19 protein-coding genes are annotated in these 24,882 nt (G+C 65.1%); 8 read left to right on the forward strand and 11 right to left on the reverse strand.

Annotation, left to right across the window (positions count from 1 at the left end; all coding sequences use genetic code 11):
- The first annotated feature begins 74 nt into the window (after positions 1–74).
- The 3 genes from ACFPFG_RS04450 to ACFPFG_RS04460 are packed head-to-tail and all read left to right on the forward strand — an operon-like array spanning position 75 to position 4,691.
- Positions 75–1,364, forward strand: coding sequence for an InlB B-repeat-containing protein (locus ACFPFG_RS04450; protein ID WP_380105257.1), 1,290 nt, complete (start codon positions 75–77; stop codon positions 1,362–1,364).
- 45 nt (positions 1,365–1,409) lie between these two features.
- Complete coding sequence (locus ACFPFG_RS04455) at positions 1,410–3,884, forward strand: IPTL-CTERM sorting domain-containing protein (protein ID WP_380105259.1); 2,475 nt, start codon at positions 1,410–1,412, stop codon at positions 3,882–3,884.
- A 39-nt stretch (positions 3,885–3,923) separates the two neighbouring features.
- Complete coding sequence (locus ACFPFG_RS04460; protein WP_183019302.1) at positions 3,924–4,691, forward strand: IPTL-CTERM sorting domain-containing protein; 768 nt, start codon at positions 3,924–3,926, stop codon at positions 4,689–4,691.
- 285 nt (positions 4,692–4,976) lie between these two features.
- On the opposite strand, the gene ACFPFG_RS04465 is transcribed toward ACFPFG_RS04460, so the two are convergent.
- Positions 4,977–5,168, reverse strand: coding sequence for a hypothetical protein (locus ACFPFG_RS04465; RefSeq protein ID WP_380105261.1), 192 nt, complete (start codon positions 5,166–5,168; stop codon positions 4,977–4,979).
- A 75-nt stretch (positions 5,169–5,243) separates the two neighbouring features.
- Here ACFPFG_RS04465 and ACFPFG_RS04470 point away from each other — a divergent pair, with 75 nt between their 5' ends.
- Together ACFPFG_RS04470 and ACFPFG_RS04475 are read left to right on the forward strand one after the other, a co-directional pair.
- On the forward strand, positions 5,244–5,483 hold the full coding sequence (locus ACFPFG_RS04470) for a hypothetical protein (protein WP_197956646.1): 240 nt from the start codon (positions 5,244–5,246) through the stop codon (positions 5,481–5,483).
- Positions 5,484–5,591: 108 nt separating this feature from the next.
- Positions 5,592–6,179 (forward strand): midcut-by-XrtH protein, encoded by a 588-nt coding sequence (locus ACFPFG_RS04475; RefSeq protein WP_183019300.1) that lies wholly within the window; start codon positions 5,592–5,594, stop codon positions 6,177–6,179.
- 272 nt (positions 6,180–6,451) lie between these two features.
- Here the strand turns inward: ACFPFG_RS04475 and ACFPFG_RS04480 are convergent, their stop codons facing one another.
- Positions 6,452–6,805, reverse strand: a complete 354-nt coding sequence (locus tag ACFPFG_RS04480) for a hypothetical protein (protein WP_380105264.1) — start codon at positions 6,803–6,805, stop codon at positions 6,452–6,454.
- A 948-nt stretch (positions 6,806–7,753) separates the two neighbouring features.
- Between ACFPFG_RS04480 and ACFPFG_RS04485 the strand changes: the two genes are divergently transcribed.
- Positions 7,754–8,341, forward strand: a complete 588-nt coding sequence (locus tag ACFPFG_RS04485) for a hypothetical protein (RefSeq protein ID WP_380105266.1) — start codon at positions 7,754–7,756, stop codon at positions 8,339–8,341.
- 34 nt (positions 8,342–8,375) lie between these two features.
- Complete coding sequence (locus ACFPFG_RS04490) at positions 8,376–9,098, forward strand: hypothetical protein (RefSeq protein WP_380105268.1); 723 nt, start codon at positions 8,376–8,378, stop codon at positions 9,096–9,098.
- Positions 9,099–9,137: 39 nt separating this feature from the next.
- Here the strand turns inward: ACFPFG_RS04490 and ACFPFG_RS04495 are convergent, their stop codons facing one another.
- From ACFPFG_RS04495 to ACFPFG_RS04520, 6 genes are all read right to left on the reverse strand, one after another.
- Complete coding sequence (locus tag ACFPFG_RS04495) at positions 9,138–9,422, reverse strand: immunity protein Tsi6 family protein (protein ID WP_380105270.1); 285 nt, start codon at positions 9,420–9,422, stop codon at positions 9,138–9,140.
- Between the two features lie 115 nt (positions 9,423–9,537).
- On the reverse strand, positions 9,538–11,697 hold the full coding sequence (locus ACFPFG_RS04500) for a methyl-accepting chemotaxis protein (RefSeq protein WP_380105272.1): 2,160 nt from the start codon (positions 11,695–11,697) through the stop codon (positions 9,538–9,540).
- A gap of 621 nt (positions 11,698–12,318) precedes the next feature.
- The gene (locus ACFPFG_RS04505; RefSeq protein WP_183019296.1) at positions 12,319–12,972 is read right to left on the reverse strand and encodes a response regulator; all 654 of its coding nucleotides are present in this window, start codon (positions 12,970–12,972) and stop codon (positions 12,319–12,321) included.
- An 18-nt stretch (positions 12,973–12,990) separates the two neighbouring features.
- Positions 12,991–16,239 carry a hybrid sensor histidine kinase/response regulator gene (locus ACFPFG_RS04510; protein ID WP_380105274.1) on the reverse strand — a complete coding sequence of 1,083 codons (3,249 nt, stop codon included), beginning with the start codon at positions 16,237–16,239 and terminating at the stop codon, positions 12,991–12,993.
- Positions 16,240–16,259: 20 nt separating this feature from the next.
- Positions 16,260–17,471, reverse strand: a complete 1,212-nt coding sequence (locus ACFPFG_RS04515) for an EAL domain-containing protein (RefSeq protein WP_183019294.1) — start codon at positions 17,469–17,471, stop codon at positions 16,260–16,262.
- 4 nt (positions 17,472–17,475) lie between these two features.
- Entirely contained in the window at positions 17,476–19,860 is a 2,385-nt protein-coding gene (locus tag ACFPFG_RS04520; RefSeq protein ID WP_380105276.1) for an ATP-binding protein, read from the reverse strand.
- Positions 19,861–20,307: 447 nt separating this feature from the next.
- On the opposite strand from ACFPFG_RS04520, the gene ACFPFG_RS04525 reads away from it, so the two are divergent.
- Positions 20,308–22,497, forward strand: a complete 2,190-nt coding sequence (locus ACFPFG_RS04525) for an Ig-like domain-containing protein (RefSeq protein ID WP_232245865.1) — start codon at positions 20,308–20,310, stop codon at positions 22,495–22,497.
- Between the two features lie 34 nt (positions 22,498–22,531).
- On the opposite strand, the gene ACFPFG_RS04530 is transcribed toward ACFPFG_RS04525, so the two are convergent.
- Genes ACFPFG_RS04530 through ACFPFG_RS04540 form a run of 3 tightly spaced genes read right to left on the reverse strand, consistent with a single transcriptional unit; the run spans position 22,532 to position 24,811 of the window.
- Positions 22,532–22,849, reverse strand: a complete 318-nt coding sequence (locus ACFPFG_RS04530; RefSeq protein WP_183019293.1) for a DUF3325 domain-containing protein — start codon at positions 22,847–22,849, stop codon at positions 22,532–22,534.
- On the reverse strand, positions 22,842–24,515 hold the full coding sequence (locus ACFPFG_RS04535; RefSeq protein ID WP_380105279.1) for a PepSY-associated TM helix domain-containing protein: 1,674 nt from the start codon (positions 24,513–24,515) through the stop codon (positions 22,842–22,844). The genes ACFPFG_RS04530 and ACFPFG_RS04535 overlap by 8 nt, the downstream gene beginning before the upstream one ends.
- 17 nt (positions 24,516–24,532) lie before the next feature.
- On the reverse strand, positions 24,533–24,811 hold the full coding sequence (locus ACFPFG_RS04540; RefSeq protein ID WP_016448165.1) for a hypothetical protein: 279 nt from the start codon (positions 24,809–24,811) through the stop codon (positions 24,533–24,535).
- Positions 24,812–24,882: the final 71 nt, after the last annotated feature.

Genomic DNA, 24,882 nt, shown 5'->3' on the forward strand with positions numbered 1-24,882 from the left:
CCAGCGCTTGCAGAGCAAGCGCTGGCAGCGGTTTTAATGCCCAGTGCCGGTGGGTGGACCGCAGTTTCACCCACATGCCCATGACGCCCTTTGCACTTCGGATGGCCGCCCTGCTGCTGGCGGCTGCTGCCGCGCCTGCCTGCGCAGATGTTCTGTTTGACAACATCGACGCCACCAGCCTGAGTCAGACATGGGGCGAGGCGTACCCGCCGTACTATACGGATCGCCGGTTCGCCAACCGCATCACCATCGGCACCAAACCCTTGCGTATCGAGACCGTGGAGATGGTCGTGGAGACGTTCAACGGCTTTGAAGTGCAGGTGTGCGAAACCACCGCCGACAGCAAGACGCCGTACACCGGCGCTTGCGCCGACTTCACGCCCGACGCGGCCACCTCCGGCAGGCGCACGTTTTCCGGGAGCCGCACCATCGGCTGGGGCAACGCCGCATGGGTGGTGATGCGCAGCCGCTCCGCGAGACCCCTGAGCAGCACCGTCTTCGTGCAAAGCCACAGCGATTTCACCGGGCTGAGCTGGACCACTAACGATGGTGCCACTTGGAATGCCTCCCGCAGCATCACCTTTGGCATGCGCGTGGAAGGCACACCGCAAGTCGTGCAAGGCACCTGCGGCAGCGCCAACGGCAACGCCGCCATCCAATACGCGCCCAGCGGCACCAATGCGTGCAACCCAGGCGCGCTGGATGGCATGGCGACTGCTTGGAACCGTTTCACATGGCAATGTCTGGGCCAAGCGGGCGGCGGCACTTCGCCGCAGTGCAGCGCACCGCGCGGGTACAACGTCTATACCGAGGCCAGCGGCGGCGGATCCATCGAGTCGGGCCATTTGGTGGCCGCCGGACAGACGGCAGCGTTCCGCCTGAGCATCCCGCCGGGCTACACGGCGTCGGCCAGCGGGTGTGGCGGCGCGCTGGTGGGCGACGAGTTCACCACGGCGGCCATTAGCAACACCTGCCTTATCACCGCCACCTTCACGCCCATCACCTACCCCATCGCCACCAACGCCACGCACGGCACGGTCACCTGCACGCCCAACCCCGTACCCCACGGCCAGGATGCCCACTGCACCGCCACACCGGATACGGGCTACCAATTCACCAGCTGGTCCGGCAGTTGCAGCGGAAACGGCGCCTGCGCGCTTGCCAACGTGACCGGGCTGCGCAGCGTCGGCGCGCAGTTCACCCTGGCGCCTGTCGATGGCACCTGCGGCGCGGCGGCCAGCGTCCCCGCCGCTACTGCGCCCAGCGCGAACCTCTGCGCCACGGGCACCGCCAGCGGCGTGCAGTCCACCAACGGCCAGTACGCCTGGGAATGCGCGGGCGCGCACGGCGGCGTGGCGCGATAGCAAATCGCAACCCGATCCGATGCATACATGAAAGGCACGACTGCCATGACCTGTGTCCTCTCCCCGCTGGCCGCACTGGTGCTGGCGCTGTCGTGCACGCTGGCCTGGATGCCGGCGTATGCGTACATGCTGTATGACGACCTCCGCTACGAGGCGGGGCAGTCCCTGGAAAACAACGAGTGGCGGGGCAATCGCTTTTTCCTCAACGAGAACTTCCGCGTGAAGAAAGTAACGCTCAATGTCGCCATGTCCCACGGCTATCCGCAGTTGCTGATGCGCGTGTGCCAGGGCGAGCAGGACGCGCCCGGCACACATTGCGCCAACTTCACTCCGGACTACCCCGGCGCGGGCTACCCCATCTTCACCGGGCGGCTCGACGCCCAGGCAAATTCCTATCTGTGGGTGATGGTGGGCGTGGCGCCCGGCGCCCAGGGCTACAACGTGATTGCCGACAACCGCCAGTACGCCAACGGCATTCGCAGCTCGGACGGCGGCGCCACTTGGAGCACAGGGCACACCAACATCGGCATGCGCGTGGAGGTCGAGGTGGCCTACCCTCCCGCGGGCGGCGCACTGCAACCTCCCACCGGGCCCACGGCCGGGGGCACGCAGGTGATCATCACCGGGCGCAATCTGTATTACATCGACGCGGTGCAATTCGGTGGCGTGACGGCCTCTTTTACCCGACGGAACAACGCGCAACTGATCGCCACAGCCCCACCGGGCATGGGCAGCGTGCCCGTCACGGCACAGGGCACCTACGGCGCCATCGATGCGGGCAGCTACACCTACGCCGACCACCCCGCCTTCGCCCTCAGCGGCATCGACCCGGGCATCGGTCCGGCCGACGGAGGCACTACCGTGGTGTTGACGGGCAACCACTTCCACGGTGTGGCAGGAGTGAGCGTGCGCGGCAATCCCGCCGCGTTCACGCCAGACCCGCAGGATGGCACCCGCCTGCAAGTGCAACTGCCCGGCACGCGAGCGGGCAGTGCCATGGTGACGGTGGAGACCGCCTACGGCACGGACTCCGTACCCTATCTCTTCCAGGAAGCGCCCACCGTGGCTGGCGTTCAACCTGCCTACGGGCTGGGCGGCACACCGGTGCGCATCAGCGGCAGCGATCTTGCCAACGTGAAGGCCGTGCACTTCGGCAGCCAGCCCGCAGCCAGCTTCGCCATGGTGTCCGACCCGCTCGCGGGCACTCCGATCATCCAGGCCACGGCGCCGCCCTCGCCCTTCGCGGTCGGAGAGCAGGGCATCGTCCCTATCACCGTCGAGACGGCCGGTGGCACCACCACCATGGCCGACGCCTTCGAATACCTGGGCGCGCCGCAGGTGCTGCGCGCGGCCCCGGGCTTCATGCCCCTGAGCGGCGGGTCCGTTACCCTCAGCGGCCAGCACCTGAAGACCGCCACGCAGGTGTGGTTCGGCACGGCGCCTGCCATTGCCTTTCAGGCAGCGAGCGATGACGAAATCACCGCTGTCGCACCCGCCCTCCCGCCAGGCGGCGTGGCCGTGCAGGTCACCACGCAGGCGGGCGACGCCACACTGAACAACGCCCTGCGCTACGTGGGCGCTCCGACTCTGGGCGCAATCAGCCCCGCCCAGGCGCTGGCCACGGGCGGCACGCAGGTCAGCCTGACTGGCACCGGCCTGGCGAGCGCCACCGCCGTCACCTTCGGCGGTGTGCCTGCAACGGCCTTGACGGTGGAGAGCGACACGCGCATCACCGCCACCGCGCCTGCCCACGCCGCAGGCCCCGTGGCCGTGGCCGTCACGACCGCGGGCGGCACAATGACGCGCTCGGACCTGCTCGCCTACGTGGCACGCACCGACGGCGCCTGTGGCAGCGCACAAGGCCAGCCACGCATCGCCACGCCCACAGCCGGCCTGTGCAGCGCGGGCCAGGCGAGCAGCGTGGACGCAGCAAACGGCGCGTGGGCCTGGTCTTGCGCAGGCACGCATGGCGGCAACACCAGCCAGTGCAGCGCCCCCTGGGCCGATGCGGGTTCAGGCCAGGCCGCCGTGCAAGTCCCCGGCTGGCGGATCGACCGCGCCGCATTCACCCCCGGCCTGCCTGCGCCGCTGCCCGAGGGTGCGCGCACAGACTTCACGCCGCTTGCGCTCACCCTCACGGGCAGCACGCCCAGCGCCCGCGTGACGGTGAACTACACGCAGCCCGTACCGCCCGGCGCCGTCTACCTCAAATACGGCCCCAGCCCCGAAGGCCTGGGCTGCAGCGGCACCGCCGCCTGCGCGCAGCCGCACTGGTATGCGCTGCCCGGCGCACAGTTCGCGCCCGACGGCCTGGGCGTGACCTTCACCCTCACCGACGGCGGCGCAGGCGACAGCGACACCGTGCCCGGCCAGATCACCGACCCCGGCCTGCCCGTGCTGCTGGCCGCCGCGCCCGCCGACGGCGCGCACGCCATTCCCACGCTGTCGGCCTGGGCGCTGGCGCTGCTGGTGGCGGCGCTGACGCTGCTGGCAGCGCGCAGAAAGCATTTTTTTCGATAGCAGAAAGTGCTTGCACAACAAGCGCCAGAGGACGATTTCATGCATGAATTCAACAGATCCTTGCGCGCCGCGCTGGCCGCGCTGCTGCTGGCGGGCGCGGCGGCCGCTCAGGCAGCGGCATTCACCGTGGGCGCGGGCGGCGGGGCGTACCACGGCACCATCGATCTCGCCTGTGGCGACTTGGAAGTCAACGGCCCGCTGAGTGCGGCGGGCGCCACTTTCACCGGCGTGGGCATGGTGCGCATCGGTGCGGCGGGCTCCATCGCCGCTGCGGGCGCGCGCATCGAACTGGGCGCGGGTTGGCACAACGCGGCCGGCCCGGGTGGCTTCACCGGCGCAGCCAGCACTGTGGCCGTGGTGGGGCGCTGCAGCAGCGGCGGGGCCACCGACATCACGGGCAACACCACCTTCAGCCACCTGAGTGCCGCGCAAGCCGGGCAGGTGCTGCGCTTCGCAGCGGGCAGCGAGCAACAGGTGGGTGGCACGCTCACCTTGGGCGATGTGGCGCCGCAGGGCCAGGGCGGCACGGCATTTCTCACCCTGCTGCCCGGCGGCGCGCAGCAGATCGGCGCCGTGACCGTGGCGGGCGTCGATGCCTCGCGCGGCCAGTGGCTGGCACCCACCGGCCAGAACGGGCCGGGGGGCAGCAGCGCGCCAGGCTGGTTCGCGCGCCCGCCCACCCTGGGTGCCGTGGCGGTGCCTTCGCTCGGCGAATGGAGCGTACTGCTGCTGTCCACATTGGCTGGCCTGCTGGGTTGGCGCCGGTTGCGGGCGCCACGCGGCACCACCACACCGACCGCTAGATAGCCACACGGCCTCCGCGCTTTTTTTGCTGATCCATCCATGTCAACCATGAAATCCCATCTCCTTTTCACCGCCGCCCTGATGGCGGCCAGCGCCGCCTGCGCGCAAGTCACCCTGTCGGGGTCTGGTGGCGTGCTCATCCAGTCGCCCACCACCGGACAGACCATCTCCAACTTCGGCAATGACGGCAAGGTCTCTCTGCCCCAACTCGGCGGAGCGGGCTTTGTGCGTGCGGATGCCCAAGGGGTTTTGTCAGTGGACGCGGCAGGGCCGGTCGGCCCCGCAGGATCACAGGGGTTGCAAGGCCCCAAGGGTGACGCTGGCCCCAAGGGTGACGCCGGACCCAAGGGTGACGCTGGGCCCAAGGGTGACGCTGGGCCCAAGGGTGACGCCGGACCCAAGGGTGACGTTGGGCCCAAGGGTGACGCTGGGCCCGCCGGGCCTGCGGGCACCGTGGCGGGTGTGGCTGACCTCCGTCACGGCTGCTTTTCGGTGACAAACCCGCTTGGAAACCCCCTAGCAATCGCCACTAAGACCAGCGGAAATGGCTATTTCGTGAACGCGGCCTCCGACCCCTACGACATCCAGAAAAGGGTGTACTTCGTCATGTTCGACACGCCTCCAGGCGGCTTCGACTCCACCGTGCTGCTGGATGCGCGCAACAGCACGACGGGCCGCGGCATACCCATCAAGGTGCAGCGTGGCAGCCCCATCCATCTGACCCTGACCGTCAATGTGGACAACGAATTCACGGCGGGCCAGGCCCTCAGCGTCTGCTTCTCACTGTTCCGCTGACGCCCTGCGCCTTTCGCTGCCGGCACCTGCTTGCTCCATTTTTCACAGCCGACCGCGCTTGCTCAGCAAGCGCTTGCAACCGTTTTCCCTCAACGTCCAGGAATCATAATGATCTTGCCCTCCCTCTTGCCTCGCACTTTCACACCGTGGTTATGGGCCGCTGCCGCTGCCGCTGCCACTTGCCCGCACACGGCCTGGGCGCAGGTACAGCCGCCAGTGGGCGCCATGACGTACGCAGCCGCCCTGGCCGGCGCGGCGCAGCCGGTGCCCACGCTGGCGCAGTGGGGTGTGGTGGTGTTGTCGCTGCTGATGGCGCCCCTGGCCTGGCGAGCGGCACGCGGGCGCTTGGCCAGCCTGGTGCTGGCAGCGAGCCCTGGGGTGCTGGCCGCAGCCTTGCTGGTGGCCGTATCCTGGAGCGGGAAGGCCGAAGCGCAAGGGGCCGTTGCTGTGCTGCTCGACAGCCCCGCTGGCGGCACTGCCGACATCCCCTACGACGCGGCGTTGGATACGCCGCACAGCGACTTCATGAGCCCGTACGTAGTTCGCAACACGACAGGCCAGGCGCTGCGCGTGACCGGCATCACACTCACGTCTGGGCACGCCCAACGCAGCACCATGAGCAACCCGCCCTGCGCGGTGGGTGGGATGCTGGCACCCGGCGCGGTCTGCCATCTGATGGTGAGCAAGCCGCGCTGAGCACGGGGATGTGTGCGGCGGCCCTTGGCTCGCCGGCACGCAACCCCTTGCGAAGAGCCAAAGACTGGCTGCACACGCTCTGGAGTGGGGGCATCACGCGCCGCCTGCACCTGACTCACGCATCAAGATCGCCGCGTCCTCTAAGCCGAAGCGAAGTCGTGGGAAGTTGCCGTTGGAGCGGGCAAAGTTGAAGATTTGGAAGTAGGCGCCCAGAAAGCGGTGCTCATCACCACAGTAGCTTGTGTAACTGTGCAACTCGGCGTAGTCGAGAGCTATGCATGGGAAGTTGATGTCATCGAACAGTGAAAAAAGCTCATGGCTGTACTCGGTATAGGTATCGAGAAACTTTCCAGGACAACGGCCAGAGAGAGTATGTGGCTCTTGCCGAGGTCGATTGAAATTTCCTGACAGGTTGAGTCGGTGATGACTACGATGTCGGCAATCTCTTCCATGCCATAGAAGCGTTTCGGTGCGTGATAAATCTGGTCGGATCTGAACACTCTGTGGATGAGGTTAATGATGTCCATTTCCTGGTAGCGGCCTGCATCCTCCCTTTCCAAGGAGGTGAATCCAAATCCCTTGCTGCCATGGAAGGTGTACTGATCGTAGCGGAGGTCCAGGACCATCAGGTCTTCAGGGATGAGCGATTCCGTGAAATGGACTTTAATCGCATCCGCATCATCTTGCGCACTTCCCAGGCCAATCCAGGCGGCTGCTTGTTCATAGGCGAGATGGAAGCTCTTCTGGTCTAATTCGGGGTAGGCAACATGCTCCAGGCGGACTTTGGAGGGTTAGTGGCGCGTCGATTTCTGCACAGTAGCCTAGGAGCTCCCGGTTCTGCTCATCGAAGATATGGACCAGAACCTCGCGTTTCGACAATGCGTGGAGTAGGTCTGGCGTTTCGTCACTGGGGTCCAGCAACCGCCAGCAGGTAAGCGGGAATCGGCATCATCGAAGAAGGCGCATAGCAGCCCAACGGAGGCACTGCCGGAGACCCATGGATAGCATCATGGGGTTATTATGAACTCTGGAGGATTTGATATTCGGGGGATTGTCAATGCCAGTTTCAAGGTGTTGAGCTGACCTACAAGCATTATTCACTGCAATGACTGCTTCAGGTGGCAGCAATCATTGACCTTGTTGAGTTGACCGACTGCAATCAGCCTGAAGCCGTCGTTCAAACGTCTGCGGTGGCCTACTGCTGACGCACAGGCCTTGAACAACTGAACTGCGAAGAAACCAAAACAGGTGACGTTGCCCTCGCAATTCACTGCAAAGCCCCTCATTCAACACGTCCCTGCACCCTTCATCCAGCACGCCTACGTAACCGCTTTGGCAGTTCCCGCGCGCCCACACCTGCTACGATCCCCCGGTGCTCAACACACCCTCATAGGCGGAAGTCACTCCCGAAAGTCAGTGGCATTTCGCCCATACGCTTTGTCTTGCCCTGCAACCCAGGGCAAGTCTTGTTTATGGCCGGGCTGCCCGCCGCGGCATAAAGCCATCAAGGCGAAGACAGACGGGCAACCCCATGACCGTGTTGACATAGGAGGCCATACAAGGTCCTGGCCAGCATGGATGCATCGGCCAAAGACCACAAACCCAAGCACAAGGCCAAGCATCCGCCCCAAAGCCTGATCCCTGGGCCTGCGCCCCAGGTCTTGCGCCGCATCCGCACCTGCGATGACCTGTCTTTCACGCGGCGCAATGCGAAGGGGGAGCGTATTCAGTGGTTTGTGCCGCCGCGCGTGAACAGCGGGCATGAGCACCACGGGATTGGAGAGATCTGGTTCAGCGAGGTGGTGGAGCTGGCCCGCCACAACCCCAGGCATGCCTATGACGCCATGCGGTTTGCGGGGCCGGAGATGGCGCGGTACTGGAACCATGGGCACTCTGACGGGTTCTTTGACCGCATGGCACGTTGGGCGCTGGGGGCCATTCTTGCCAATGCGCAGGAGCCTGCGCTGCCATTCGAGCTGCCCTGCCTGGGCTTTGCGCCGCTGGAGGGCATGGAGTCCATGCTGGCGACTGCGGCTGCGCCCCGGCCGTTGCCAGCCCATGTGCAGGAGGCCATAGACAGGCAGGCCTGGCAGGAGGCGGCCGAGTGCCAGCGGCATTACTACGAGCGCCGCCGCCGTGACCTGATGGCGCGGCACGACTGACGCGGGCGTCAAATGTCATTCCTTTACCCCAGGAATGGCCAGCGGCTGGCAGGGCAGTGACTCGGGCAGGGACAATGGCGCATATAGCGAGACTCCCATGAAATTGAACCTGCTCACCCTGCACGAAAGTGACCTGGCCACGCTGCCTGATGGTGTGTACATTCGCCGCCTGACCCACCCCATCACCGAGATGTTCATGGCCCTGCTGCCTGCGGTTGAGATCAATGGCAGCAGCAAGATTGCCGTGGTTCTTGGCCCCCAGGGCGAAGCGGAGGCGTTCGACAATGTGCTTGGAGTGACTGCGGTTTTTGTTGAAGATTTCGACTTTGCGCATTTTCTGGCGCAGGACCGCGCTGCCCAGAACCAGCAGTTGCTGGAGCTCCTGCGCCAGTGCCTGATGGACATCGCCCATCGCAAGGGACCGAACCTGCAAGCCGTGCAGGCCATCAACGCAGCAGCGGATGCGGTGGTGCAAAGCCAATTCCAGCTGACGCTGCCCATCAAGAAGCTGGGCAAGCGCAGCAAGGACAGAAAGTCGCGGGTGGAAGTGTTCCGGCGCCTTGATTCCGAAGTGGGTGAGGCCTGGTATTGCGAAGTGACCAGGGCAGGCCAGAGCACCCCGCAAAAACTGTGGATGAGCGATGTGCCCGGTTTCATTGACCGCCGCGACTATTTCAAGACCGCCGAGATCAGCGGCAACAGCTACATCGCCAAGAGCCGCCTGGGCTGGGTGGTCTTCGAGACTCCGCTGGCGTAGCGCCCAACTGCCACCGCCATCTCCTTTGCTGAAGCGCGCTCAGGGCAAATCGATCTTCCGCCCGCGCCCGGTCTGCACGGCCACGTAGTGCGCATCCTTCAGGGCCCGGGCCAGCTCTGGATCGGTCTCGTCGAACTCCTTGACCGCCATGCTGCCGATGGTGATCTGGTGCAGCCTGGAGCGATCCAGGCCCAGGTCCAGCAGCACCGCACGCACGTACTGCAGCTGTTGCGCCAGGTGTTGGAAGACATCGTGCCCTGGCAGGGCCAGGGCACGTTGGGCCACCAGCGCCAGGGCGCGATCGATGTACTCAAGGGGCGTCAATGGGATTCGACCGGTTCATGGAGTGGCTGCAGAGCATGCCAGAGCGCCGCGGACCCGAGAGGGCGGGCCGCTGGAGCCAGGGGCTCCAGGCTCCCCTGGCCTCACCCGGTGGCTCTCAGAAACTGTCCCGGTCGTCATCGGCCGTGGAGGCCATGGCGACGGGCTTGGCGGCGGCCGTTTTTGCTGGGGCTACCGGGGCCGCAGGCTTGGCCGCGACAGCGCTGGGCGCCAGCGCCGGGGCACGGTGGATTGCGTCGCTGGTGGTTGGCGCGGCGCTCGCTGCGCGGGCCGCAGTCTGCAGCGGCGCACCGCTGCCGCCCGGCAGCCTGAAGACCGAGACCACGCGCACCAGTTGATCGGACTGGTGGCGCAGGCCTGCGGCGGCACCGGCCATTTCCTCGACCAGGGCGGCGTTCTTCTGCGTGGTCTGGTCGATGTGGGTGATGGCCTCGGCCACCTGGGCGACGCCGTTGTTCTGCTCGGCGCTGGCGTGGCTGATGTCCGATATCAGCTGGGTGACCTTGCGGATTTCCTCCATGGCCTGTTCCATGGTTTCCCCGGCAAACGCGGCCTCCTGGTTGCCGGTGTGGATTTCGGCCACGCTGTGGCTGATGAGCTGCTTGATTTCCTTGGCAGCCTCGGCGCTGCGGCCTGCCAGGGCGCGCACTTCCTCGGCCACCACGGCAAAGCCGCGGCCATGCTCGCCCGCGCGGGCCGCTTCCACGGCGGCGTTGAGGGCCAGGATGTTGGTCTGGAAGGCGATGGAGTCGATGACGCCGATGATGTCGGCGATCTTCTTGCTGCTGGCGTCTATGCCCTGCATGGTCTGCACGACCTTGCGCACGGCCTGGCCGCCTTCCGTGACGACGCGCTGGGCCTCGCGCGTGATGCGGTCGGCCGATTGCGCGTGGTCTGCGTTGTGGGCCACGGTGGAGCCCAGCTCCTCCATGGCGGCGGCGGTCTGCTCCAGCGCGCTGGCCTCGCTTTCGGTGCGGGCGGCCAGGTCCTGGTTGCCCTGGGCGATTTCCGCGCTGGCCAGGGCCACGCTGTGGGCCTGTTCGTTCACGCTGCCGACCACGCGCGTCAGGCCCGTGCTGGTGGTGTTCATGGCGTCCAGAAGGTGGCCGATTTCATCCTGGCGGTCGCTGGCGATGCGCACGGTCAGGTCGCCATCGGCAATGGCGTAGGCCATATGGCTGGCCTGCTTGAGGGGGCGCACGATCATGCGGCGGATGAGCCAGAACCATGCCGCCGACAGCAGCAGCACGGCGCCCAGGCCCATGAGGGCGAACTGCAGGATCAGGCTGCGGGTCTCGGACACGGCTTCGTCCACGTAGGCGCTGGTGGCAATGACCCAGTTCCAGGGTGCGTATTGGCTGAAGACGACCAGCTTGTCGCGGGCCTGGGTCTCGCCCGGATTGGTCCAGGGATAGGCCATGCTGCCCTGCTTGCGGTCCAGCATGTCGCGGATGAAGAAGCGGCCATCGCCGTCCTTGGAATCGCTCATGTTCTGGCCTTCCAGGGCGGGATGCACGACCAGTTGGCCGCGCTGGGGGCCGTCTTCGGCATTGAGCACGTAGTAGTAGCCGGTCTGGCCCACCTTGAGCGCGCGGATGGAGTCCTTGAAGTGCTCCAGCAGTTGCGAGAAGTCCTGGCCCACGAAGGCGATGCCCACGGTGGCGCCGGAAGCGTCCTTGAGCGGGCGGTATTGCGTCATGTACTGGCGGCCGAACAGGTGGGCCAGGCCCATGTAGCTGCGGCCGGCCTGGATGGCGGCATAGGCGGGGTGGGCGCGGTCCAGCCGGCTGCCCAGCACGGCCGCGCTCTGGTCGCCTTTCTCGTTTTTGAGCGTGGTGGCGATGCGCACGAAGTCGCCCTGCCCCTGGGCCGCAAACACCGTGGCCACGGCGCCGGTGCTGCGCGTGAAGGCCTGCAGGTGCGCATCGTTGCCGTTGAGCGGCTGGCCGTCCAGGCTCAGCACGGGTTCGCCGCCGCTGGTGTCCAGGCTGAGCGTTCCCTGCAGGCTGTGCGCCAGGCTGTCGGCCAGGAACTGGGTGCGCTGGCGCAGTTCCTTGTCGGTGGACTCGACGAAGTTGTGCAGCATCTGGACGCCCTGCTGCATCTCGTTGTGCATTTTTTTCTGCAGGGACTTGCTCACATCCCAGGCAATGCCCAGCACCAGCAGGGCCAGGATGGCGGCGACCCAGACAAAATTGGTGAGCGACAGCTTTGCGCCCAATCCTTGGCGGCGCCAGAAACGTTGACCGATGTGCATTGATGCATCTCCTGTGCGGCGTTGTGCGCCGCTGTTGTATGCGCACGCGCCAGGGAGTGCTGCGTGCCGAGCCATGCTGACCAAGGTCAAGCCGTGGCGGTTCAAGGGCCGAAGCGTATCGGCGCTGCCGCATGCGGGATTTGAGATGGGTCAAGTAGTAACCAAGTGTTGCAACACTGGCAAAAAATCAGGGGGCGGGAATAAGAATCGTCTTAGCCTGGATTGCGCAGGTTCTGGCAAGACTGGAAGCGGTACATCGATCCGTCTTATTTCCAGAAATGCAGCAGCAGAGAACATCCCGTAAATTGTGCGATCCATGCTACGAATTGGTGAGCGATACATCCCTGTCCAAGCCCCACCCCGGACTGAGGTTCAGCTTTTACTCACTGGAGCAGGACGCCAATTTTGTGAACTATTGCTGCGTGCATTGCCAGGCGCCCCTGGCGATGAAGGCAAGCCGGCGCGGGGCACTCCTGGGGTTTCGCCTCATGCCGTCCACACCGCACTATCCCCTGGGAGAGGGGAGCGGTGAAGACGGCATGCAGGCGCAAATGCAGGCGTAGATGCAGGCGCAAAGACAAGCGCAAAGGCGTCACCGGCTTCTCCAGCCCGGTGGGCCGGTCAATCGAAAAGATGGTGTTCGGCGCAGAAGGCAGCCAGGTCCTGGTTGCTGTCCACGTTCAGCTTGCGCATGGCGGAGTTCTTCTGGAGGCTGACGGTCTTGACGCTGCGCCTCAGGCGTGCGGCGATCTCGGTGATGGACTCACCATTGGCGAAATGCCTGAGGACTTCGAACTCGCGCGGCGAGAGGCTGTTGGCACGTTCGCTCAGGAAAACGGACCGCTCCTGCCTGGGCGTGTCGGCCTGGAACGAGGGCGAATAGTAGCGGGTATCGAGGCGGACACACTGCAGCGCCGCCATGATCTGGGTGAGCGGATCTTCCTTGAGCAGCACACCGGCGACGCCGGCGTCATACAGGGCCGAGATGATCATGGGGTTGGAGACGGTCGTGAGCACCAGCACCTTGATGTCCGGAAAGTGGCGTATCAGATAGTTCACGTAGCGCAGCCCATCTCCATAGACATCATCGCCCGGCATGGAGTAGTCGGTCAGAACCACGTCCAGCGGGTTCGATCTGGCGTACTGCATCAAGGACGATGGCGTGCTGAATGTGGCCACGACCTGGAGATTGGGGTCCTGCTCCAGGAAGTCCTTGACGCCAAGCAGGACCACGGCGTGGTCGTCCACGACAGCAATGCGCAGTTTCAGTTTCATGGGATCGCAAGCAAAGGGTTAGGGCTGGGGCAATTGCACCATCATGGCGCGAAGGTCGGCCAGAAGGACTGACAGCGCGGCCTGCAGGACAGGCTCCCGGGTGCCGTTCAGGAGTTGGTCCTCCAGTGCCTGGGTGCGGGCGGCAAGCTCCAGCATCCTGGCCAGCAGCAAGGCGCCGCGCATGCGATGCAGTGCCTGTGCGGCCAGATCGGTCCGTCGCTCATCCAGGCCACGGGCCAGCATTGCGATGTCATCGTTCATGCACTGCATGAAGACCGGCCGGTGCGTTTGCAGTACGTTGGGCTCCGACAGCGCCGCAGGCTGCGGGGTGTCCGCGACAGGAAAGCCAGCCTGGGCAGGCGCCGGACGGAGCCGCTTTTTCGGCGCGAACTTCTCCAGGGTGCGGACCAGCGTGCGCAACTGGATGGGCTTGACCAGCCAGGCATTCATGCCGGCATTCAGGCAGCGGTTTTCCTCGTCCAGCATGGCATTGGCGGTCACTCCGACGATGGGGCAGGCAACGCCCTCCGCACGCAGCCGCTCTGCCAGTTCGTAGCCGTTGAGGTAGGGCATGTTCACGTCCGTCAGCACCAGATCGTGCGGGCTGATGTCCCACAGCGCCAGCGCCTCCTCCCCATCGTCGGCGACCGTGACTTCGCAGCCCAGGCTCTCGAGCTGGCCGCGCAGCGTCACCTGGTTGACGGGATTGTCCTCGGCGACCAGCACGCGCAGCTCGAACAGGGGCAGGTCGGTGCCGGAGCCGGCCGAGCGCTGTGCGCCGCCGAGCACTTCAGCAATGCCCAAACCGATGCTCCGGACGTCGTGCCCGTCAATGCCTCGGTTGTCCGGCGAGGAAAGGTTCAGGTGTCGCCCCGTCCATCCGGGCGCGGGGCTGTCCGCCGGCAACAGGACATCCAGCAGCAGTTCATCCTTGTCCGTGGCAACCGGGGCGGCGCCCGCCGCGCGGGCCTGGCCAGCCCAGCGCTGCAGCCAGGCACAGATGTTGTCCGTCAGTTCCGGGTGGGGGGTACGCACCGCGACCCGGACACCGTTGAGCGCAGGTGCGTCCTCCTGCGCCTGCGGGACGGTCTCCAGCCCCAGCTCGAACCAGAACCGGCTGCCCAGGCCGGGCTCGCTCCAGACCTCGATGGAGCTGGACATCATCCGGGCCAGGCTCCAGCAGATGGACAGGCCCAGGCCCGCCCCACGGGCAGTGCGGTTGCTGTTCTTGACGAGATAAAAGGGCGTGAAAAGCTCGCCATGCAGGGATTTTTCTATGCCCACGCCCGTGTCGCTGACTTCGAACACCAGCCTGGCCTGGGAGGCCGTGCCCGGCACGCTGCGCAGGCGGACGATCACATGGCCGGCCTCGGTGAACTTGATGGCATTGCTGATGAGATTGCCCAGTATCTGGCGGATGCGCACCGCATCGCCCAGCACCGACACGGGCACCTGCGCGTCCACGCAGGAAAACACAAGCAGGCCGTTTTGCTGCGCCATGGCGGCATAGGAGCTGGTGCAGTTTTGCACCAGCTCCCGGGGATTGAACGGTGCCTTTTCCAGCTGCAACTGGCCCGCCTCGATCTTGCTGGTGTCCAGGATGTCGCTGATGATCTGCAGCAAGATGGACGAGGAGGCTTCGATGCGGTCCACATATTTGCTCTGCAACTGGGTGAGCTCGGTCATGCCCAGCAGCTCCAGCGTGCCCAGCGCGCCATACAGCGGCGTGCGGATTTCGTGGCTCATGGTCGCCAGAAAGGTGGACTTTGCCTCGTTCGCCTCGTCCGCCGCGATTCTGGCCCGCTCCAGATTGCTCTCGATTTCTGCACGCGCACTGACGTCGGCAAAGATGCACAGCGTCACATCCTGCCCCAGGTAGCGGGTGGGCGCATAGGCCACGTAAAGCGTTCGGCCCTGCGCAGTGACCAGCCGCTCAATGGTTCCCGCGGCCCGGGCGTGGACGATTTCGTCCAGCGCCGCCCTGTTTTCCGGCGAGCCGGGGCGCAGGTAGCCATCGGCCGAGTGCAGCCACTCCTGCACCAGCGAATTCCTGAAGATGATCTTTCCACTGCCGTGGGCGACAAGGCAGATGGCCACGGGGGCGGTCTCGATCAGCGTACGATTGAATTCATTGCTCTCGACGATGACCCGCTGCGCCTCCTGCGCGGGGGCAATCACCTTGCGGTTGAACCAGCGGGTATAGGCGACACCGGCCAGGATGCTGAGCAGCAGGGCCAGCACCAGGCCGGCAGAGGGCGCGAACAGCCGGCCCTGGAAAAAGGTGGCGTAGTCCACCTGGTAGTAGCCGGTCCACCGGCCGGAGGCATCCTCTGTCTTGAGGATCAGGCCATTGCGCGTGTACCGCATCCCCGCCTCATCCACCTGCGGCACCGGGCCGGAGCCCATGAGCACGCCGAAATCCCGATGCTCCAGCCAGAATCGATGCCTGGGCAACGTATGGATGGTTCTTTCTATGGCGCTGATGCGCTGGCGGCTGAAAAGTATGGCGGCGTAGACCTGGCTTGTGGCGGCTTCGTCGTCGGCATTGATATGGCTGGAAAAGCCGGCTGCAGCCATGCCGATCATCTTCTCCGGAAACTGTGGCGACCGAAGCCAGACGACCTCCTGCGCCGGCGCCGTCGCGCCGGCGCCCTGCCGGGCGTCGACCGTCCTTGCCCGCAGATAGGCCTTGACTGCGGCAATCGTGCTGTCGAACATTTCCTGCGTGACGCTCTCATTGCCGAGGGGCACGTCGATGGCCGGCACGCCGATGCTGATCGCCCCATCCTCCTTGGTGAAGAATGCAGCGGCTGCCGGGAAGTAGGAGCCTGCCCAGAAGGAGGAATAGCCCGCGGCCAGGTAGCTGCCCAGCGAGAAAAGCCGGTCCGGGAGCGTGTCGCAGGCAATGCGCAGGGAGCATTGCAGTGAAAAGGGAATGCCGCCGATGGACTCGCGCCCCCGGAACATGCGGTAGCCCGCCTGCGCAGGGGCGGGCGCGTCGAAGAAGGTCGCTATTCTCTGGTCCGGCAGCGTTTTCAAGGATTCGTTGCCGGTCTTCAGCCGCCGAAGAAAGATCTCCTGCTCGTCCAGCGAGCCGACGATGGCGGAGAAGTTCAGGGCCAGGCGGCCCTGCTCCTGCTCGAAGATCCTCTCCGAGCCCCACAGCAGCACGGCGATGAGGAAGATCGCCAGGGGAAGCACTCCAAAAAGTACCCGGTTCTGCCAGCGTGTGGTGCGTGTGATCTTGCTGAACGGGGAGTCGGGCATGGACGCCTTGCGTGCTTGGGTCAGGTGGGGTTGCCTTGGTGTCGGGGTTCGGATGCCAGCATAAGGGCAAATTCGCTGGCGGGCACCGCGGCGGACACCAGATAGCCCTGCACGCAGTCGCAACCGATGCTGCGCAACAACTCCAGGTCCTGCGTGGTCTCCACCCCTTCCGCCGTCACCGTCAGGCCCAGTTGCCGCCCCAGTTGCACCGACGACGTCAAGGCCGCAGTCCGCACCTCGTCATCCGCGGCGCCGGCCACGAAGGCCCGGTCTATCTTCAATTCGGTGAAGGGCGTGGAGATGAGGCTGTACATCGAGCTGTATCCTCGCCCATAGTCATCCTGGGCAAGGCCAAAGCCTTTGAGCCGCAAGCGGCTCGCGCACATGTAGTAGTTGGCGGGTATGCCGACGGCCTGGTCCTCCAGCAGCTCGAACGTGATGTTCTCCGCGGCGATGCCGCACCGGGCAGCCATGCCGTGCAATTGATCCGGCAGCCCGATATCGTCCAGCAACGGTATCGGCAGGTTGACGGATACAGGAATCACATATCCCGAACTGCGCCAGGCCAGGTGCGCTGCCATGGCATCTTCCATCATCCGCACCAGCAAGGCATGGTCCAGGCCATGGAACTGGATGGCGGACATGAACGAGCCCGGCATCATGAACCCGAATTGCGGATTGCTCCAGCGTGCCAGCGCTTCCACCCCGACGGTGTGGCCCGTGAGCAGGGATTTCTTGGGCTGGAACCAGGCCTGTATGGTTTTCTTCTCCAGCGCCCGGACCAGGTCTGCCTTGTCGAAAATCGGCCGCTCCTCGATGCCGGGCGCGGTTTTCTTCTTGCGCGCATGGGCAGACCTGAGCTGGCTGGCCAGGATCCGGACATGGTCCGCACCGAACGGCTTCTGAAACATGCCGATGACCGCAAAGCCGGATTCCTTGGCCATGAGACTGACACTGTTCATCAACCGGCGCGAGCAGGAGGTGGATATGACGAGCATGGGGTGCAGGCCGCGCCGGCTCAGTTCGTTGATGAACTGCAGGCCATCCATGTCGGGCATCTTCAGGTCGGTGATGACGAGATGGAATCCGCCATTGCGCAGCTTTTCCAGGGCATCTCGTGCGTTGTAGGCAATGTGCGTGTCCACGATTCCCGCCTCCATGAGCAGGCTGCGGGCGTGTTCGCAGCACAGTGCATGGTCGTCAAGAATGAGTACTTTGAATGCCGACAGCATGGGTTCAGCTCCTGCTTTGCTTGAGGTTGTTCAGGGTGGTGCGCAGCACTGCCAATGGAAACGGCTTGCACAGCAGGCTGTCCAGGCCGGCGGGCAATCCGTCACCCTGCCCCTGCGGCTGGGCATTGGCCGTCAGCCCGACGATCGGGCGGCTGTACCCGCGCTTTCTCAGCGCACGAGCCAGGGCCAGGCCGTCCAGCAAAGGCATGTGCAGATCGGTGAGAACGGCGTCGAATTCGAGCAGGCCGGGCACGGACAGCGCGTCCTGTCCATTGCTGGCCTGCTGGACCTCGCAGCCCAGCATCTGCAGCTGCTCTTGCAAGATGATCCTGTTGATGGGGTTGTCCTCGACGATGAGCACGCGCAGTCCCATCGGCTCCTGGCCATGGGGAACGGCGGCGCACAGGTCGGTGTGCGCCCCCGGCGCAATGCCCTGCTGCGCCAGGCCCAGCGCCTGGCCCACGGCCAGCACGCCATGCGTGCCGGCTTCCCATACGCGGGCGGGCAGGCTCTCGCGGGGGCCCTCGCCCGGCCCCAGTGCCAGCACGCATTTGCCCGTCCATTGCACACGGCGCACCGACCGTGGCCAAGCTTGCACCAGCACAGCCTGCTCCTTGAGGCTTTGCACCTGATCCCGGTACGGCTGGGCCATGGCCCCCCAATGCCGCAGCCAGGCACACAGGTTGTGCACGACTTCCGGAATGGCACCATCCACGTAGACGGTCTGCGGCAGCAGCCTGGGCGCCGGTCCATGGCCCGCTGCGGGCTCGCGCGGCAGGCGCAGCTCGAATGACACACAGGTCCCCAGTCCCGGCTGGCTGGCGGCAGTCAGCCGCCCGCCCATCTCCTGGCCAAGGCGCAGGCAGATGGACAGCCCCAGGCCCGCACCCTGGACCTGCTGCTGCGTGGCCGAATGGGCCCGGAAGTAGGGATCGAACAGGAAGGGCTGCTGCTCCGGATCGATGCCAATGCCGGTGTCCTGCACCTGGAACCGCAGGTCGGTGCCGTCCTCGCTGTCGCCCATGACCTGCAGGCGGATGGCCACGTGGCCGGAGAACGTGAACTTGATGGCATTGCCCACCAGGTTGTCCAGGATCTGCCGCAGCCGCAAGGCATCGCCCACCAGCAGTGGGGGCGTTTTCACATCGGAGACAGCATACAGCTGCAGCCCCTTTTGCTCGGCACGCGACAGCAGGCCTGCGGCCACGCTGTCGAGCAATTCGGTGGCCGAGAACGCCTGGGCCTCCAGTTGCAGCCGGCCAGCCTCGATGGCCGACAGGTCCAGGCTGTCGTTGACGATGCGCAGCAAGGAGGCCGATGCCTGCTGCATGGCTCCCAGGTAGCGTGTCTGTTCGGCAGGAATCCTGGACAGCGCCAGCAGCTCCAGCGTTCCCAGGATGCCAAAGAGCGGTGTCCGTATTTCATGGCTCATGGTCGCCAGAAATTGCGTCTTGGCCAGGCTCGCCGATTCGGCGCGCAGCTTGGCATCGACAAGCGCTGTCTGGACCTGCCTGAGCGCCGTCACATCGCTGACCAGGCAAAAAACCACCGGCTCGCCTGCGTGGGTCGTGGGCGTGGTGCTGACCTCCACCAACCTTCCGTCTTCCAGCCCCAGCTCACGCGGCACCTCCTGCGCGCCCCCGGCAACGGCATGCTCGAACCACGAGGGATCACTGCACACCCACTGCCGTGCAAGCTCGTTGGACAGCAGCAGGCTGCGATCACTGCACCGCACCAGCGCCAGCCCCACGGGAGCCGTGTCCAGCAGCTTTCGACAGAGCGCATCACCGGCGGCGCAGGCGCCTGCCCGGCTCCAGGCCGAAGCCGGCACGCCGCGGCGCAGCCGGCGCACGCACCATGCAAGGACAGCCATGCAGGCAAGTCCCAGCAACACGGACCACAGCAGCGGCCAGGCATGGGCCCTGGCCAGCTGCCGCACGGGCTCCCAACGGTCTGCAAGCCATCCGGCATTGTTCGCGGATTTGCGCAGCAACAGGGACTCGGGAAGATTCCGGCCTGCCTGCATCAGTGAGTGGAGCGGTCCGAGGTGGCCCTGCGGTGCGCTGGCGCGCCACGGCCATGCCAAGCCGGCTTGAGGGTGGATGGCCGCGTGCGCTGCCCCCAGCGCGGCGTCCAGCAGCGGGAAATAGCGATCCATGAAAAACAGCTGCACTTCTCGCACGGGCACATGGACCCGGCTGCGGGACGGCCCCCCCGGGACGGCATCGTCTCTACCGTCGAGGAAGGCACAGCCGAGCATGACCAGGATGGCCAGTGAAAACACCATCAAATCACGCAGCGATACCACCCAATCACGCAGCACCATGGACAGGCACAGCCTGTGCTGCATCGCACTGGGATAAAACGAGAGAGCTTGAAACTGGCGCATTGCCGAATCATAGGAAGCGGCAGAAAAATGGGTCTAAGAATTTTCTTAATTTTGAAATCCGGCGCATGCCACTTCGCAATGGATATCGCAATGGATATCGCAATGGATATCGCAATGGATATCGCGAGCATTTATCCGCCACCGGGTAAATTCGTCCAACCCACTCGATATTCCAAGTGATCGCTGCGCTTTAAGAAAATTCTTAAACCATTCCCAGGATATACGGGAGACCATTGCCGAATTGATTCATCGACAACGGCTGCTCCGTTTTTCTGATCCATCTCGGTGATATGGGACAAGGGCATCGCGCATTCAGCATGCCAGCGCGCCGGCAGGTCTTCCTGTGCGCAATGTCCAGAAGGCATTCCGGCAGCCACATCCAGGGAAGATAAAATGGCACTGACAATATACAGGCAACGATTCACTCCCACGGCGGCGAGCAGGCCCTTGCGCCTGCTCGCCCTGGCGATGCTGATGCAAGGCTGCATCGCCACGGCCCACGCATGGACCGTCGTGGTTGACCGTGATGCCGACGAAGTCGGACCGTGCGCCAGCACCGGCCTTGGGCCGTGCACACTGCGCGACGCCATCGCCTACGCAAATTCCCACCGCAATACGGGGGGCGACAACCGCATCGAGTTCAGCATCGGCACAGGGGGAGAACACACCATCACCACCCAGGCCGGCTGGGATGGCAGGCTCATGCAGCCCCTTGCACCGGCCAGATCACTGACAGTGGACGCCAGCACCCAACCCGGCTATGCGGAGCACTCGCCACGCCGCCCCCTGGTCACACTGCGATCCGGCTTTCCCGGCATGGGCACGGCATTTCAACTGGAAGGCGGCGTCACGTTGCGCGGTCTGGCGATAGGCGACTTCAACACGGCCCTGACGGTGACCGGCGACGGCAACACCGTGCTGGGCTGCCATATTGGCGTTGACGCATCGGGAACGGTTGCCCTGGGCAATCGCAGCAACATCTTTGTCACCTCCGGCAGTCGCAACCGCTTCGGGAATCTGGATGTTGGCGGACGAAATGTCATTTCCACGGCGGAAAATTCCGGAATAACGCTTTCCTGGCCGGGCGTCGGTACAGGAAACATCATTCAGGGAAATTACATAGGCACCGATATCACCGGCACTGTGGCCCTGGGAAACCAGGGAAACGGCATCAGCGTGGCATCCGAATTTACCGGCACGCTGATCGACAGCAACCTCGTCTCCGGCAACGTCAAGGAAACCGGTGGTTCCTCCGCGATTTCCATTTCCGGCGCCAACACGCTGGTGACCCGAAACCGTGTCGGGACCAATGCAGCCGGCACGGCCATGATTCCCAACAATGGGCCAGGCATTGCCGTATTCTTTTCAGTGGAAGGCGGAAATCGCATTGGCACAGGCCCTGAAGACGGCAACCTGGTTGCCGGAAGCAAGGAAGCGGCCATTGAATTGAATGGAAACTACGGCGCACGCAACTCGAATACCCTGATTGCCGGGAATATCGTGGGAACCAGTCTGGATGCCAGCACCATGCTGCCCAATGAATGGGGCATCGTCATCAAGGATTCGGACGAGGTGACCGTGCGCGGAAACATCGTCGGTGGCAGCAAGGCGTCCGGCATACAGTTCCAGGGCGCCAGCAAGAACAACCTCGTGCAGGGCAACTACGTGGGCGTCAGTCCCCAGGGAACCGCCCTGCCCAACGGCGAAGGCGTTTCCTTTTTTCAGAAGGCCCATGACACCCTGGTCGGCGGTGACGACGCGGCACATGCCAACGTGATTGCGCACAACAGGCTGTTCGGCGTGGGATTGCGGGGGGACGAAATCAAGGGCATCTCCATGTTCGGCAATTCCATCTACGGCAATACCGAGGGAGGCATCGCACGAACCAGCCTGGCCAATGGAGCTGCTGCCGAGCCGGTGCTGCTCACGGTGACGCACGACGGCCTGTCCGGCACGCTGGACAGCGTCGCCAACGAGAGCATGCGCATCGAGTACTTCTCGACGCCCAGGCTGCCCGGCGGGCTGGTGGAGCGCGCTGCCGGCAAGGTTTTGCTGGGCATGCAGACCGTGACCACCGATGCCTCCGGCCGTGCACTTTTGGCGTTCAAGGGCGCCATGCCGCCCGGCGAGCAGGCCGCCGTCACGGCGACCGCCACCCGGATCTCCACCGGCGACACCTCGCGCTTTTCCAACGCGATGGCGGCCAACGCCGCCCCCGTGGCGCTGCCGCAGGCCGTCACGACCCCGCAGGATACGGCGCTGTCCATCACCCTCGCTGGCACGGACTTCGAGTCGGACACGTTGCGCTTCGAGATCACCGCCGGGCCCAGCCACGGCGGCATCAGCGGATTCGACCCCCAGACGGGCACGCTGGTCTATACGCCGGCGGCCGGCTACTCCGGGCCCGATGCCTTCGCTTTCACGGTATCCGACGGGCACCAAAGCGCTGCCGCACCTGCGTCCGTGTCCATCGACGTGCTCGCTGCCGATCCTCCCGGCCCAGGCCCCGGTCCAGGCACGGGCAACGGCCCCGGAAATGTCCAGGCCATTCCCGGCCTGAGTACCGGCGGCGTACTGGTACTGCTGTGTGGCGTGGCCTGTCTGGCGAGCCGCAGGATGAGAAAAAGTCAGGCCTGAACCTGCCCCACGGACACGGATCTGTGCAGGAACCTCAGACAGGCAGCCAGCGCAGCCAGCCAGGCCGCCAGGTCAGCGTGAAGGCAATGGCCAGGGCGGAGGCGGCCAGCGTCATGATCCAGACCAGGGAGGCCATGGAGGCATGGTCCACCGCCAGGCACAGGCCCAGCGAGGCGGCCAGCCCCGAGGCACCCAGCCAGCGCAGCAGCCTGCCCCTGCCATCGGGCTGGGGCATGTCGCCGTGCACCTGCTCCCAGTGCACGTCCTTGGCCAGCGCAAACCAGCCCATGCCCAGCAGCGAGGCGGCAAAGGCGGCGGCCAGCAGCAGTGCGTCCATCAGTCCCTCAGACATGGGCCACCTCCGCAGCGCGCGAGGACATGGCGGGCGCTGCGCGCGTCTTGAGCTTGCGCGCCACCACCACGGCCAGCGCGGCACTGGCCAGCATGAACAGGTCCACGCCGGCCACGGGCCAGTAGCCCGCGCCCAGGGTCTTGAGCAGGTGGTCGCCCGTGGTCAGCCAGTTCAGCAGCACGGCCGTGACGGCCATGGCGGCCACGGCCCAGCACTGCTCGCGCCAGGCGGGATTGGGCAGGCCCCGGGCCACGGGTCCGCTGCGCACAAAGGCATGCGCCATGGCCAGCACCCAGGTGGCCCAGAAGAAATAGCGCTCCATGTCGCCCCGGCCCGGCCAGCCCTGGGGCATGGCCTCGGGCAGCAGGCGGTTGGAAATCAGCATGCCCAGGGCCGCCACCAGCATGCCGGCGACGGTGGTGACCGCCAGGGCATCGACCACGCGCGCGCCCTGCACGCCCTGCCTGGCGTGCTGCTTCTTGCGCTTTTCCACGAAGAAGACAAAGCCGGTGGCAATGCAGGCGCAGCCCGCCAGGCCACCGAGCACGTACAGCCAGCGCAGCAGCCAGTGGCGAAAATGCTGCAGGTGCAGGCCGGTGAGGAAGGTGTTGAGGCTGTCTACGGCGGTGCGCGGCGGATCTTCGCGCAGCAGGGCGCCGGTGCTGGCCTTGAAGTGGATGCCCTCGCCCGTGAGCGCGATGCGGTCGGTGCCGGCGCGGTAGACGCTGACGTAGCCATTGGCATCGCCCACATGGGTGACGGACAGGAAGCCCACGTCGCCAGCCATGCCCTTGGCGGCCCAGCGGCGCCGGGCCTCGGCCACCATGGCGTCCACCGAGGCCACGGGCGCGGCCACGCCGGAGCGGTCGTGCGGCAGGCCGGTTTCCTCGGCCTCCATTTTTTCGTGCAGCTCGTGCAGGGGCTCCAGCTGGGTGTGGGTGATGGGGAAGTAGATGCCCGCAAAGATCACCAGCCCCGTGAAGGCGAAGAAGAAGTGGAAGGGCAGCGCCACCACGCCCGTCATGTTGTGCAGGTCCAGCACGCTGCGCTGGGTGGCCTTCTTCGGACGGAAGGTGAAAAGCTCGCGGAAGATCTTGCGGTGCATGACCACGCCGCTGACCAGGGCCGCCAGCATGATGAGGGCGGCAAAGCCCACGATCCAGTAGCCAAGGCCCATCCAGTCGAGCGTCAGGCTGTAGTGCAGCGGGTAGAAGAACTGGCTGCCGATCTTCAGGTGGTCATCGGGCAGGGACTCGCCATTGCGCGGGTCGATGGTGCGCAAGGCCCAGATCAGGGTCTCGGGCTTCTTGGCGTTGGCCACTTCGTAGCCGGCGAACAAGCCCAGCACCGGGTCGCGGTGCGTGGTGTAGGCGCCCCAGCGCTGGGGCGTGTCGAAACGCTCGGGCAGCGGGCCGTTGACCTCGCCGCGCATGGCCTCGCGCGCCTGGGCGTTGGGCTGCATGGATTCGAAGACCGGCTTGAGGATCTGGTCGTACGAGGGCATGGGCGTGGGCTCGAAGCGCGAGGCCGGAATGGCCCAGCGGTCGATCTCTCGGTCGAACACCGACAGCGCGCCAAAGAAGAAGGCGGCCATGAGCACGAAGCCGAGCACCAGCCCGAACCAGGTATGCAGCCAGGCCATGGAAAGGCGGAAATTCTGGAACATGGGAAGCGATCTCCGGATCAGGGCAGCAGCATCTGCTGGAGCAGCGATGCGCAGCCGGTCATGACGATGCCGCCACCGGCCAGCACGGCCCAGACGCGCGGGAGGCTCTGCGCCGCAAAGGCCCAGAGAAACACCGTCAGAAACACCAGGAAGCCGAGGATGTAGCCCAGATGCTCGGCATCGTGGAACTCCATTCCGGCGGCAAACATCAGCGCCACGCCCAGGGCGATGAAGCCCCAGGTGAAGGCATAGCCGCCGAAGACGGCAGCTGCAATGCGAACCAAAATAGTTTTCATTTACACGGAAAAATACAGTTGTGCACCAAGTTCTCGGGGCACATTATCCCCGAGGGTTGTTAAAGCCTGTA

The organism is Delftia deserti, assembly GCF_042653485.1.
Taxonomy (GTDB): domain Bacteria; phylum Pseudomonadota; class Gammaproteobacteria; order Burkholderiales; family Burkholderiaceae_C; genus Comamonas; species Comamonas acidovorans.

Excerpts from the sequence above, each read along its gene's own strand:
- ACFPFG_RS04520 (WP_380105276.1), bottom strand. The coding sequence starts at position 19,860 with ATGCGCCAGTTTCAAGCTCTCTCGTTTTATCCCAGTGCGATGCAGCAC.
- ACFPFG_RS04475 (WP_183019300.1), top strand. The coding sequence starts at position 5,592 with ATGATCTTGCCCTCCCTCTTGCCTCGCACTTTCACACCGTGGTTATGG.
- ACFPFG_RS04500 (WP_380105272.1), bottom strand. The coding sequence starts at position 11,697 with ATGCACATCGGTCAACGTTTCTGGCGCCGCCAAGGATTGGGCGCAAAG.
- ACFPFG_RS04515 (WP_183019294.1), bottom strand. The coding sequence starts at position 17,471 with ATGCTGTCGGCATTCAAAGTACTCATTCTTGACGACCATGCACTGTGC.
- ACFPFG_RS04450 (WP_380105257.1), top strand. The coding sequence starts at position 75 with ATGCCCATGACGCCCTTTGCACTTCGGATGGCCGCCCTGCTGCTGGCG.
- ACFPFG_RS04480 (WP_380105264.1), bottom strand. The coding sequence starts at position 6,805 with ATGGTCCTGGACCTCCGCTACGATCAGTACACCTTCCATGGCAGCAAG.
- ACFPFG_RS04540 (WP_016448165.1), bottom strand. The coding sequence starts at position 24,811 with ATGAAAACTATTTTGGTTCGCATTGCAGCTGCCGTCTTCGGCGGCTAT.
- ACFPFG_RS04510 (WP_380105274.1), bottom strand. The coding sequence starts at position 16,239 with ATGCCCGACTCCCCGTTCAGCAAGATCACACGCACCACACGCTGGCAG.
- ACFPFG_RS04485 (WP_380105266.1), top strand. The coding sequence starts at position 7,754 with ATGGATGCATCGGCCAAAGACCACAAACCCAAGCACAAGGCCAAGCAT.
- ACFPFG_RS04535 (WP_380105279.1), bottom strand. The coding sequence starts at position 24,515 with ATGTTCCAGAATTTCCGCCTTTCCATGGCCTGGCTGCATACCTGGTTC.
- ACFPFG_RS04530 (WP_183019293.1), bottom strand. The coding sequence starts at position 22,849 with ATGTCTGAGGGACTGATGGACGCACTGCTGCTGGCCGCCGCCTTTGCC.
- ACFPFG_RS04505 (WP_183019296.1), bottom strand. The coding sequence starts at position 12,972 with ATGAAACTGAAACTGCGCATTGCTGTCGTGGACGACCACGCCGTGGTC.
- ACFPFG_RS04455 (WP_380105259.1), top strand. The coding sequence starts at position 1,410 with ATGACCTGTGTCCTCTCCCCGCTGGCCGCACTGGTGCTGGCGCTGTCG.
- ACFPFG_RS04460 (WP_183019302.1), top strand. The coding sequence starts at position 3,924 with ATGCATGAATTCAACAGATCCTTGCGCGCCGCGCTGGCCGCGCTGCTG.
- ACFPFG_RS04490 (WP_380105268.1), top strand. The coding sequence starts at position 8,376 with ATGGCCAGCGGCTGGCAGGGCAGTGACTCGGGCAGGGACAATGGCGCA.